14 protein-coding genes are annotated in these 12,322 nt (G+C 30.5%); 8 read left to right on the plus strand and 6 right to left on the minus strand.

Translation table 11 applies throughout. From position 1 onward, the window contains the following. From QWY78_RS06870 to QWY78_RS06890, 5 genes are read left to right on the plus strand one after another with little or no spacing between them, the layout of a single operon-like run. Nucleotides 1-948 (plus strand): glycosyltransferase family 2 protein, encoded by a 948-nt coding sequence (locus tag QWY78_RS06870; protein ID WP_290217867.1) that lies wholly within the window; start codon nt 1-3, stop codon nt 946-948. Continuing rightward, complete coding sequence (locus QWY78_RS06875) at nt 938-2,047, plus strand: hypothetical protein (RefSeq protein ID WP_290217869.1); 1,110 nt, start codon at nt 938-940, stop codon at nt 2,045-2,047. The genes QWY78_RS06870 and QWY78_RS06875 overlap by 11 nt, the downstream gene beginning before the upstream one ends. Further along, nucleotides 2,022-2,840, plus strand: a complete 819-nt coding sequence (locus QWY78_RS06880) for an FkbM family methyltransferase (RefSeq protein WP_290217872.1) — start codon at nt 2,022-2,024, stop codon at nt 2,838-2,840. Before QWY78_RS06875 ends, QWY78_RS06880 begins: the two co-directional genes overlap by 26 nt. Next, a complete protein-coding gene (locus tag QWY78_RS06885; RefSeq protein WP_290217875.1) occupies nt 2,841-3,317 on the plus strand; it encodes an acyltransferase family protein in 477 nt (158 codons plus the stop codon). A gap of 36 nt (nt 3,318-3,353) precedes the next feature. Further along, nucleotides 3,354-4,292 (plus strand): glycosyltransferase family 2 protein, encoded by a 939-nt coding sequence (locus QWY78_RS06890; protein WP_290217876.1) that lies wholly within the window; start codon nt 3,354-3,356, stop codon nt 4,290-4,292. Here QWY78_RS06890 and QWY78_RS06895 read toward each other — a convergent pair. The 6 genes from QWY78_RS06895 to QWY78_RS06920 are packed head-to-tail and all read right to left on the minus strand — an operon-like array spanning nt 4,284 to nt 9,656. Further along, nucleotides 4,284-4,853 carry a GNAT family N-acetyltransferase gene (locus tag QWY78_RS06895; RefSeq protein WP_290217878.1) on the minus strand — a complete coding sequence of 190 codons (570 nt, stop codon included), beginning with the start codon at nt 4,851-4,853 and terminating at the stop codon, nt 4,284-4,286. The genes QWY78_RS06890 and QWY78_RS06895 overlap by 9 nt on opposite strands. Beyond that, nucleotides 4,850-5,788, minus strand: coding sequence for a GNAT family N-acetyltransferase (locus tag QWY78_RS06900; protein WP_290218084.1), 939 nt, complete (start codon nt 5,786-5,788; stop codon nt 4,850-4,852). The genes QWY78_RS06895 and QWY78_RS06900 overlap by 4 nt, the downstream gene beginning before the upstream one ends. Then, nucleotides 5,781-6,590 (minus strand): carbohydrate deacetylase, encoded by an 810-nt coding sequence (locus tag QWY78_RS06905; protein ID WP_290217881.1) that lies wholly within the window; start codon nt 6,588-6,590, stop codon nt 5,781-5,783. The genes QWY78_RS06900 and QWY78_RS06905 overlap by 8 nt, the downstream gene beginning before the upstream one ends. After that, a complete protein-coding gene (locus tag QWY78_RS06910; RefSeq protein ID WP_290217883.1) occupies nt 6,590-7,930 on the minus strand; it encodes a DUF6056 family protein in 1,341 nt (446 codons plus the stop codon). Before QWY78_RS06910 ends, QWY78_RS06905 begins: the two co-directional genes overlap by 1 nt. Further along, the gene (locus QWY78_RS06915; RefSeq protein WP_290217885.1) at nt 7,917-8,879 is read right to left on the minus strand and encodes a glycosyltransferase; all 963 of its coding nucleotides are present in this window, start codon (nt 8,877-8,879) and stop codon (nt 7,917-7,919) included. The genes QWY78_RS06910 and QWY78_RS06915 overlap by 14 nt, the downstream gene beginning before the upstream one ends. A gap of 6 nt (nt 8,880-8,885) precedes the next feature. Further along, nucleotides 8,886-9,656, minus strand: coding sequence for a class I SAM-dependent methyltransferase (locus tag QWY78_RS06920; RefSeq protein WP_290217887.1), 771 nt, complete (start codon nt 9,654-9,656; stop codon nt 8,886-8,888). 68 nt (nt 9,657-9,724) lie between these two features. Between QWY78_RS06920 and QWY78_RS06925 the strand changes: the two genes are divergently transcribed. The 3 genes from QWY78_RS06925 to QWY78_RS06935 are packed head-to-tail and all read left to right on the plus strand — an operon-like array spanning nt 9,725 to nt 12,322. Next, nucleotides 9,725-10,315 carry an acyltransferase gene (locus QWY78_RS06925; protein ID WP_290217889.1) on the plus strand — a complete coding sequence of 197 codons (591 nt, stop codon included), beginning with the start codon at nt 9,725-9,727 and terminating at the stop codon, nt 10,313-10,315. Then, on the plus strand, nt 10,316-11,152 hold the full coding sequence (locus QWY78_RS06930) for a glycosyltransferase family 2 protein (RefSeq protein WP_290217891.1): 837 nt from the start codon (nt 10,316-10,318) through the stop codon (nt 11,150-11,152). Nucleotides 11,153-11,161: 9 nt separating this feature from the next. After that, the gene (locus QWY78_RS06935; protein ID WP_290217893.1) at nt 11,162-12,322 is read left to right on the plus strand and encodes a glycosyltransferase; all 1,161 of its coding nucleotides are present in this window, start codon (nt 11,162-11,164) and stop codon (nt 12,320-12,322) included.

Genomic DNA, 12,322 nt, shown 5'->3' on the forward strand with positions numbered 1-12,322 from the left:
ATGACCATCTCCGTAATTATTCCTGTTTACAATGCTTCTGCTTTTCTAAAAAAAGCGGTTAATTCTGCGTTGCAATTTGAAGAAGTGAAGGAAATTCTTTTGCTTGAAGATTGTTCCACGGATGATTCTTTGGAAATTTGCAGAAAATTAGCGGAAGAAAATACCAAAATTAAACTTTTTCAACATCCGGACAAAGGAAATCACGGAGCAGGAGCGAGTCGAAATCTCGGTTTATCTAAAGCATCTCAAGATTTCATTTCATTTCTGGATGCCGATGATTATTATCTTCCAAATCGTTTCAAAGCAGAAAATGAACTCTTTAAAAATGATAAAATTGAAGGAATTTTCGGAGCCATCGGAACAGAATTTCTATCAGAAAAAGGAAAGAAAGAATTTGAAGCAAAATTTAAAAATACTACTTTAACGACGGTAAATCATCCTGCAGAAGGAAAAGAAGTTTTTGATGGATTGATGGGAATCGACAAAAGTTTCGGGCATTTTTTTCATTTGAATGGATTGACGGTGCGAACAGAAAGCATTCGCGCCAACAATTTAAAATTTAATGAAAATTTGAGGATGCATCAAGATTCAGATTTCATTTTTAAATTGTCCTATCACTGCTATTTAAAATCGGGAATTATCGACAAAGCCATTGCGATTCGGGGCGTTCATGATGATAATAGAATAACGAAAATAAAACTCTATTCTTCCACTTATTTCAAAAATATGTTTCTCTTATTAGAATCTCGATATCTTTGGAGCAAAAATGTGAAAGATTTAGATCCTAAAATAAAAAAATTAATAAAACTTCACTATTTAAGTTATAAAATCGCAAATAAAAAGGGAATTTCTAAATATGTAAATTTCGTGTTGTATTGCATTACCAATCCTAAATTAATAAAAACCAGTCACCGTTTTGTTGCCTTAAAAAAACAATATGATTACTAGAAGATTACAGCAAATCGTTGCACTTTTCAAAGATTTGTTCTTGTTTATTTATTTAAAAAACTTTCATTCTCCAGAGATAAATTCAGAGAAGAAAATTTTTGTGAATTTTGAAAATCCAAATTTGTATCATCGCTATTTTTACAATCTTTTGAAAACGTTGAAGATTGGCGGTTATACTCTTTATTATCCAATGTCTTGGGCTCAATTCCGAAATTTGAGAAATGGCGATGTGTACTTGGCTTTGATGTTTAAAGAAAAAGATTTTTTAATTATAAAAAATATTCAGAAAGACGACAGTTTTATAGAATTGTCTGATGATATGTTCAGTGCGAATTATTATAAAACCTTTTTTCACGACAATAAAGAGGAGAAATCTTTTTTTCATATTCCAATGACTTTTCATCCGTACATGTATTCTGAGAATTTGTGGAATCAACCTGTAGAAAGTTCAGGACAAAAGATAAATTCAATATTTGCGTTTGGAAATTTTGATTTGGAAGCATATAAAACTATTGATGAATACCCTTTTGAAGTGATCAATCGAGTTGCGCTTAAAACCTTTTTCAAGGAGAAAGAAAATTTCGTGACTGTTGAAAGTAAAAAACAATTGCTCCAATTGATTGAAAACAGAAAAGACAGAACATTCATATTTGTGAAAAAGCACAAGTATCAAATCCCAATGGAAAACGTAAGAAAACGTTTGTCCAAATTTCAGTATTTCCTGTGTTGTCCACGAGTTTTTGCACCGTTAAGCCACAATTTTATAGAAGCCATGTCTGTAGGAAATATTCCTATCATTCAAAAAAATTATGCTGCAACCATTTATCCTGCGTTAGAAAATAATAAAAATGCGATCATTTTTGATGATTTAGAAGATTTAGATTTTATTTTAAGTTCACTTTTCGATAGGAATAAGGAGGAAGTTGCAAAAATGGAAGAGCATGTAAAAATTTATTACAATACTTATCTTTGTCCAAAATCTGCTGCAAAAAATATTATTAAGAATCTTCATAAACGCAAAATATTTCTCAATGCAAGTGAGCGCAGTGCGAAATTATTACAAAAACTACAATATGAAAACACTTCAACTCATTTATAACGTGATCTTTAAAGAAGGTATCATCGCTTTTATCCAAAGAAAAAGAAACATCACTTTTTTGGATAGCAAAACTATTTTTACCATAAAATATCGAAATAAAGACACCAAAATTGCTTTGAACCGAAAGTTCGGACATGTAGATATGAAGATATTCCGAGATGGAATTTATGAAAAGGATATTGTTGATGATATTTTTGATGAATTAGATGAAACGAAAAATCTGATTGACATTGGTGCGAACATCGGACAACACAGTTTGTTGATGGCTCCATATTGTAAAAACGTGTATTCTTTTGAGCCAATTCCTGCGGTTTACAATCAATTTAAAGAAAGTATTGCGCTGAATCATTACCAAAATATTCACCTTTTCAATACTGCAATTGGCGATAAAAAAGAGTCGCAACCTTTTAATTATGTAACCAATCACGCTGGAACAAGTTCTTTTGTGAAACGTGATGATCCGAATCCAAATATAATTACCGTTCAAATAGACACTTTAGAAAACATTTTGAAAGATGTAAAAATGGACGTTATCAAGCTGGATGTGGAAGGATATGAATCGGTAGTAATTTTAGGAAATAAAGAAAAAATCTTGCAAGACAAACCTGTAATTTTCATGGAATATAATCCCGATTGGATTGAAAGAGAAGGTTCTGCTAAAACTGATGAAGTGTTCAATTTCTTTTTAGACAACGAATTTACAGTTTTCAGTAGAAATAAAAATAAAATTTTATCAAGAGAAGAATTAGATACAAAAGGACAAGATAATTGGATTGTAAAACCGATTTTGTAAATGAAAAAAAACTACTTTTGGATCGATCTGCTGAAATCTTTGGCTGCATTTGCAGTTATTATTTTGCATGTTTCTGTTCCCATAGTTTATCGTTTCGAGGAAAAAGAAATTTGGTGGGCAGGAAATTTCTACAACAGTTTGGTGCGATTTTCAGTTCCAATTTTTGTGATGATTTCTGGTGTTTTATCAGTAAATGTGGTCGTTGCTTCCGTTGGAATTTTCATTGCTTTTAAAGATGTCATCATTAAAAATGAAAAGATAATTAAAGGAATTTCATTCATTAGCAAATACAGTTACGGCATCTATTTATCCCATATTTTTGTATTAATAATGTTTGCGAAAATTGGTTTTAGTTATGATTATTTCAACTACTGGATCAGCATTCCAGTCATCGCAATTTCTTGTTTCGCACTTTCTTTATTGCTTACTTTTCTAATTTCCAAAATACCTTTGGTTGGTAAATATATTTCTGGTTAAAAAATTATTTAAAATAAAAAACTATCTTTCCCAATCATGAAAATCTCTGTAATCACTCCCGTTTATAATGCCGAAAATTTTATTGTTCAAGCAGTAGAATCCGCTTTGCAATTCGAGGAAGTTTGGGAAATTATTTTGGTGGAAGATCAATCTCCGGATAATGCTTTGGAAGTTTGTGAAAATTTAGCAGAAAAATATGATCGTGTAAAACTTTTTCAACATCCAGACAAAAAAAATCACGGAGCAGGAGCGAGTAGAAATTTAGGAATGGAAAATGCAACCGGAGATTTCATCGCATTTCTAGATGCAGATGATTATTTTCTACCAAACCGTTTTGATGCAGAAAAAAAAATGTTTCAAAACCCAGAAGTTGATGGAGTTTACGGTGCTTTAGGAGTTCATTATTACTCCGAAAAAGCAAGAGAGCAATATTTCCCAACTTACGGAAATACATTGACCACCGTGTACAAAAAACACGCTCCAGAAGATGTTTTTCCGGGACAAATTGGTTTGCGTGGAAGTTTCGGATTGTTCAGCATTGATGCTTTAACTTTGAGAAAATCTTCTTTAGATAAAGTAAAACCTTGGATGAAAACCCATCTCCGTTTGCATCAAGATTCAGAATTTTTATTTAGAATTTCTTATTATTTAAAATTATTTCCAGGAATTTTGGACGAAGCAGTTGCAGTTCGTGGTGTTCACGAAAACAACCGAATTTCTCAACTTGATTCCAAAAAAATAAAACCTGCAACAACCAGAGTTTTGCTGTGGAAAGAAGTGAATGATTGGGCGAAAAACGAAACAAAAATGCCAGAAAATGAAAAACTTCACATCAAAAGAATGCACCGAAGTTTCGAAATTGCAAATGCACCTTTTCTAAAAAAATGGGGAATGATTTTGAAATATTTGGTGGTAGATTTTGAAAGTATAAGATCTGGATTGTATAATATTAATTTTCGGAAAGATTTATTTTAAATTTTTTCCTAAAAGATATTTTTTCTCTACCCAATTATTTGCTTCATGAACCAGAAAAAAGCCATTTTTTTTATAAAAATTGAATGCGCTATTTTTACTTTCAACTTCCAATTCGTAATATCCAAATTGCTCCCATTCCTTTTCGAAGGCTTTTAATAAAGAAATTCCAAATCCTTTTTTGGCAGTTTTAGAATCAACTGCGATATAGACTAATTGTCTTTTGCATGGAGAAACGTAAGTTTTTGCTAAAAATTTCCCCAGAAATAACAACAAATATTTCGGGTTGAATAAAAGTGTTTTGAACGTATTAAAATAGAAATAGAATTTATTTTCTTGAATTAAATCTTCGTATAACTTTTCAACATCGTCAGTTCCAAAAACAAATCCTGCTAATTGTTCATTTTCAAAAACACCCAAAAGCAATTGATTTTTCCGCGAAATTTGTAAGTGATAAAACTTTTCAATAAAACTCAACGGAAATTTTGTGAGAAAACTAGGTAAATTTTCTTTGTGAATTTTTGCAACTTCTACAATGTGTTTTTCTTCTAATTTAAGAATCATTTCAAAACTTTAAAAATGAATTTTGGTCCCAAAAAATTGGCAAGTGAAAGTGGCAATTTCTTCCAAGTATTAATTAAAAACTGAATTATTTTACCATCTTCATCATTTTTGTGCTCTGTTTTTTTAAAATAATAATAGAACAATTGCACTTGTTTTGCTCCCCAAGATAATTTGAATCTGATGGTACTTTGTCCTTCTCTACTTCTTCCCAAATCAAATATTTTTATATTTTTTTCAATCGCAAATTTGATGATTTCCCAATACAAAGCATTATTGATGGAATATTTATTAAACTCTTTTAAAGTAGCAGCATAAGGATGATGGATGGAATATTCATCAAAAATTAAACAAGCACAAGAAACTGGTTTTCCTTCAAAATAAATCACAATAAACGAACTGTCGTAAGATCTTGGATTGTCCAAAGAAAGCATAATATTTTTGTAGAAATCTTTGGAATGCGTTGGAGTTCCCAAATCCCGCCACGCTCTGGAAATCACGGAATAGAAATCGTCCAAAATTTCTGTCTTTCCGAATTTAATTTTTAAATCTAATTTTTCGGTTTTGCGAACTTGGTTTCTGGTTTTAGATTTCACTTTGTTTTTCCAAACCTCATCTTCTCCACCCCTCAAATCTAGCGTAAATGTGAAATAATCTTTGATGAGAATATGCGGGAGATTTTCATTAATTAATAATTCTGCGCGCGATTTTAATAAAATTGGTTTATCAAATTCTTTAAAATCCTGCAAACTTAAAGCATTTTTAAATTGAAAATTTCCACCATCTGTAATATATGGCGAGTTTGAAAATTCTTTTCCATTGCCATAAAAAATCATTTCTTGCCCTTGAATATGTACTTCCTTTATGTCTAAAGAATACGATTTAGAAACCATTTCTTTCCATTCTTTGGTTTCCGCAAAACTCAAAGGTCTATACATATTTTTCAAAATTTTTGTTGAAACACAATTGAAATTCTTGCGTTCTGAAATCAGAATTTAAAAACTCGATAAATCTTGGCTCCAAATTTTTTATATTTTTATCTAATTCAATAATACTTGGATGAAGCATAATTTCTACTGTTTCATCGGTGGAATTTTCTAAATAATCAAATAAATTATCAGCGTTGATTTCGCAAGTATTCAAAATACTATAAAACTGAATTTCGTTTGTATTAGCATTAAAAATACTTAAAAAACGCAGAATCATTAATTTAATAATATTCGCAAAAGTTGCCGTCTTTAAATTATATTTAAAAGAAGTGAGAAAACTTTCATTAATTTCTCGAATTCTAGGGATTGAATATTTCTTTGCTAATTTCCGCACAATTTTGTTGATTGACGGAATAATGTGAACATGTTCATGGCCGTCAACATGAGAAATTTCTATTCCTTTGTTTTTTATTTTTAAAATTTGCAATTCTATTTCATATTCTAAAGAATCTAGGACTTTTTTAGTTTTTCTTTTAAATAAAAGTTTTACAAAATCATTTTTCAGCAATCCATTTTCTGCCAGAATATTGTTTGGAAATAATGCCTTTGCACAAGTTAAATTCACATGAACACCGACCTTTAGATTGCTGCACTTTGGAATGATTTCTTCAACCGCATCATCAAAATACTCTGTATTTGCCATCAAACTTGCATGAGATAGGAAACCTTCGGTATGGGCCTTCAAAATCGCCTGATTTACACCGGGAGAAAGTCCCAAATCATCGGCATTGATGATGATTTTTTTATCCATTATTTTTCTTTTAATGATTTAAGATGGTAATAATTCATAAGATTGAGTTCCATAGATTTGTTATCATTTGCATTCTCATCAATATAATCTTTGCCAGATTCCAACAAAATTTTTCGGTTTAATCGAGTTCCAAAACGGTCATCAAAATAATTAAATTCTTCTGATAAAATTACATCATCACTCTTTAATTTTTCTTTTTTAATTTCATTAATGATAAACTTATAATTCTGATTAGCGTGAAAGGTAATCATTAAACTAAAAATAAAAAATACCATCAAAAAAGCATAGCTCACAAAAGCACAAAACTTAAATTTGAAATATTCTTGGAGAACAATACCCAATTTATATAAAATAATGATGGTTATAACGGTAGAAAAGAACAATAGTCTCGGTCCCATCAATGGTGATACGGCGACAATAAACAATGGTAATAATAAAAATGGAACATAAATAAGCATTTCTCGTTTTACCAAAATACTCATTTTTAATTTTTTTCTAAATATAAAAGCAGAAATAATAATCAATATTCCGATGATGATGAATTCTATATTGTAATAAAAATAAGTTTTGAAAATATTTTTAAAATTAGACAAATAAGAAGCTGTTTCAATATCAAATGGAGATTTTCCGACCACTTTTTCTTTAACCCTATTTGCAGGTGCAAAAAACAACATCAAATAACCAATGAAAATTGAAATCGGCAAAATAATGAATCGAAGATTGGGTAATTTTTTATTTTTAAATAAATAATATGCTCCTCCCAAAAAAGACATCAACAATAAAACGGGCGGAATATGCTCATTTCCCATTCCGATAAATAGACCGAAAAACACCAATAAAATATAATTGATTTTGTTTAAATGATCTTCTCTTCTATAAATGTAATATTCTGTAAAGAGGAAAACAAAAATCAAATAGAACAAATGAGTCAAGGTATAATTGGTGCTAAATGGCGTGTAATAAAACATTTCACCAAAATAACTGAGCAACAAAATAAAAAATGCAGCGATCATCATAAATTTTCGCAAATCTTTGGATTCTCTAAAATTTGGAAGTTTCCTGTAAATATTAAGAAATAAAACGGCAACAAATCCATTGAAAAGGAGCAAACCAAAAGTAATTTCTAAAAATATATTTCGAGAAATAAGATTTGAAAAAAACTGACCAATTCTTGGATTTACCCTCACATAAGAATCATAATATTCGGTAAAAAGATTGGGCGTATTTACTTTTTCTAAATAGTAAAACTCATCTCTGGAAACCGGATAAAAATAGCAACTGACTAAAATTGCTACATTAATAAAGAAAAAAATGAAATAAGGTAAATTACTTTTCTTCATTTTTGATGATTTCATTAAAGTATAAAGGTCTGTTTTTCACCTCGATATGAATTCTCCCGATGTATTCTCCGATAATTCCCAAGAAGAAAATAATCAGGGAACAAAAGAAAATTACTGCGGAAAGTAAAGTTAAATATCCAGTTCTCGGTTCATGATGAATCCAACTGTTGTAAATAGAATATGCTAAAAACAAAATTGAAAAAATACAACCCAAAACTCCTATGAAAGTCGCTATTCTCAAAGGTTTTACAGAAAATTGAATCACACTATCAATCGCCAATTTGTATAAATTCCAAAAATTATATTTTGTAGTTCCTGCATTTCTTTTTGGTGCCGCAAAATTGATAATATGTGCATCTTGTAAACCCACTAAAGAAAGCATTCCACGGAACATTCTATCGGTTTCATTCAAACTATTGATCCACAAAACGTATTTTTTATCCAGCAATCTGAAATCTGGCATATTTCTCGGAATCTTTACATCAGAAAGCGTATTTAGAATCCAATAATAGGTATTTCCTAAGATTTTATAACGCAAACCTTTGTCTTCATTATCAGTTCTTTGCGTGAGAATTAATTTTTTTCCTTGCTCCCAAAGTTGAATCATTTCTGCCGCAATTTCAGGCGGATGTTGTAGATCTGCATCCATGAAAATAACGGCAAAATCGTTTTCACCGGATTTATTTTCTTCTGCGACATAGTTCAAACCTGCAGTCATCGCAATTTCATGCCCGAAATTTTTGCTTTGGTTGACGATGATGATATTTTGTCTTACTTTCTGGGCTTTCAAAAGTTCCGCTAAAGTCTGATCTGATGAGCCATCATTCACAAAAACCATTTCGTAATTCGCAATGTTTTTACTTTGAAGATTTTTCTCCAAAGAATCCAAGAGAACAGGAATATTCTCTTCTTCATTGTATGCAGAAATAATGAGGTAGATTTTTTTCATGTTTTATTATTTCACAAAAATTCCAACAAACTTGCCTTCAAATTCTACCACCGATGTTTCGATATTGTTTTTTTCGCAAAAATCTTGGTATGCAGAATTATCTCCAATATCATCACTCAAAAAAACGCCACCTTTTCTCAAATGCTTGTACAATTCGTTGTAAGCCCAAGTTCTGCCTTCATAACTTTTATCCGAATCGTAATGAACTACATCAAAAGTTTCATTTTCTGCGAAAATTTTCGGTAAAGATTCTTTGTCGGCATGACGAAATAATTTCCAATTTTTTTTGAGTTTTTCTGGAACAATGCAACCCACATATTGATCGCCATCTTGCCCCAAATAAGGCATATCTGAACTATAAAGCGTTCCATTCCTTTTTTCTAATGATAGCAATGCTGCCAAAGAAGACCAGCCATATGCAACACCAGTTTCTACAGAATTTTTTGCTTCTGCAAATTCACAAGAATAATAAATAAGTTCTAATGCTCCTGCTCCTCCCATTTTTATGGGACAATCTTTTTCTTTTTGCGATGATTCTTTTAATTCTGAAGGGAAAATTTCTGAAAATGATTGCATTTTTATTCCAAACAAATTTTGGATGACAACTTCCTGCGAAACCGCTTTGGATTTTGCCCATTCTGCGGTTTTTTCTTTTCCGCGAAAAGCACTTTTCCGATTAAAAATATTTTTAATGATTTTTCGTCCTAATTCTGGGTATAAATCTGGACGTTTTGCATATCCAATAAAGGTTTTCGCCACTCTTTTTAATTCGCTCACAGTTGTTTTTCTTAATTGGCAAAAATAGGTAAATTTCCATTAATGTTAAAAAACACCTTATCTTTGTATTGATTTCTAAAAAATCGATTGAAAAAGAATTATTTCCAGACATGATTACAGCAATTATAGAAAAACTTCAACGCAAAAAACAAAGGATGATTTTAGAAAAACATCCACAAGTTTCGGTTGGTAAAAGTTTGAAATTGGGAATCAACAATCATTTTATTGTATATCCAAAAATCAAAAATTTCATTCTTGGCGATCATGTTTCTCTTCGAAATTACATTCATATCATCGTTCAAAACGGAGCGATTTTAGAAATAGGGAACAATGTTTTTTTAAATAATCAATGTTCTATTACGTGTTTAGACAAAATTTCAATTGGCGAAAACACATTATTTGGCGAAAATGTGAAGTTGTATGATCACAATCATTCTTACCAAAGAAATGAAAATAATTTGAAAATTTCTCATTCAGAATTTACTACTGCACCTATTTCAATTGGAAAAAATTGTTGGTTGGGAAGCAATGTTGTTATTTTAAAAGGCGTAGAAATCGGCGACAATTGCATTATTGGAGCAGGTTGCGTGATTCACAAAAATGTTCCAGCAAATTCTACTGTTTTCAATAATCAAGAACAGATTTTAAAAACCAATTAAATGAAATTTTCTGTTCTCATTGCGCATTTCAATAATTCTAAATATTTCAAAGATTGCTATGATTCTTTGCTTTTGCAAACCTACGAAAATTGGGAAGCGGTTATTTTGGATGATGCTTCTGATGAAAATGAAAAAGCCGCAGTTCAAAATTTAATTAAAGACGATCATCGTTTTAAATATTTTGAAAATTCTGAAAATCAAGGAGTTGGATTTACAAAAAGCAAATTGATAGAATTAGCAACCGGAGAAATTGTTGGTTATGTAGATCCAGATGATGCCATTTTGCCGACCGCAATTGAAAAATCCATTGAGGTTTTTAAAAAAGATAAAAATACCGTTCTCACTTATTCCCGCTTTTTCTCTTGTGACAAAGATTTAAAACCGATAAATCCGTTCAAATCTGCACAACAAGTTCAAAATAATGATCTCTATTTTTTTAATTATCCCATTCAAATTGCGCATTTTGTTTGTTTTAAAAAAGCAACTTATCTTTCGACAGAAAAAATGAATCCCGACTTGAAAATTTCGGAAGATCAAGATTTATATTTAAAATTATACGAGAAAGGAAAAGTAGTATTCATCGATGAAACCAACTATTTGTACCGAACTCATCAAGGTGGAATTTCTCAAAATGACCACAAAAAAAAATCTTATGAATATTGGGGAAAAGTAATTTTCGATGCGATGACAAGAAGAAATTTAAAAACAATTAACGGACAAAAAATTCCAGAAAAATTTAGCAATTCCGAAGAAATTTTCGCTTTATTGGCTTATCAAAATTCAATTTCTTATCGAATTAAAAAGAAATTAAAAATCCTATTTCAATCTTTTTTCTAAATTTAATACATGAAAAACTCATCAAAAATAAAAGTATTATTTCGACATCGTTCCATGGAAATGGGCGGCGTGGAAAAAGTAATGTTGAGTGTTTTGAATAATTTAGACCAAGAAAAATTTGAAATGACGGTTTGTTTGAGTTTAAATCAGGGCGAATTGCGCGACGAATTTCCTTCTCATATTCGGAAAGTTTTTTTAACAGAAGGAAAAGAAGATTTTTCCAAAAATAAATTCATACAGAAATTTCAACTTTTTAAAAGAAAACTTCAACTCGAAAAATTATCAAAAAATCCAGAAATTGTTGATAAAGAAATTTTAAAAGAAAATTACGACATCGAAATCGGGATGACTTATAATGATTTTGAATTGATTCTAAATTCCTCCAACAAAAATTCTAAAAAAATAGGTTGGTTTCATTCTGAAATTAATTTACCGAAACTTCAACCTTTAGTTCCAAAAATTCTGGAACATTTTCCACAAATGGATCATATAATTTATTGTTCCGAAAAGATTCAGAAAATTATGCACGAAGTTTATCCAAATCTTCAATATCCTGCAGAAAGTGTGATTATCAATGCAATTCCAATTGAAGAAATAAAGAAAAAAGCAGAAGAAAATATTTCAGATTTACCAAAAAATCCCGTTTTCGTTTCTATTGGAAGATTGCATACCAGGAAAGGTTACCATAAATTGATGGACGCACATTTTCAATTATTAAAGGATGGTTTTCCGCATTCTGTCCTGATAATCGGAGATGGAGAAGAATTGCCCAATCTTTTGGCTCAACAAAAAAAATTGGGAGTTACCGAAACTTTTATTTTCGCAGGAAATAAAATGAATCCTTATCCTTATTTAAAAAATGCCGATTTTTTCATCATGCCATCGGAATCTGAAGCGTGGCCTTTGGTCATTGCAGAAGCATTAATTTTGCAAAAACCCATCATTGCAACAAAAGTTGGCGATGTAGAAACCATGATAAAAGATAGGAAAACTGGCTATTTAATCGATTATAAAACGGGTGAAATCTACGAAGCGATGAAAGAATTTTTGACCAATGAAAGTTTGGTTTCGGAAATTAAAGAAAACTTGAAAGACATCGAAAATGAATTTGATAATCAGAAAATTTTCGATGAAGTTGAAGAAATCATTACTAATTTAGCAAAAAACTAA

It is taken from the genome of Kaistella yonginensis (assembly GCF_030409525.1).
In the GTDB taxonomy this organism is placed as follows: domain Bacteria; phylum Bacteroidota; class Bacteroidia; order Flavobacteriales; family Weeksellaceae; genus Kaistella; species Kaistella yonginensis.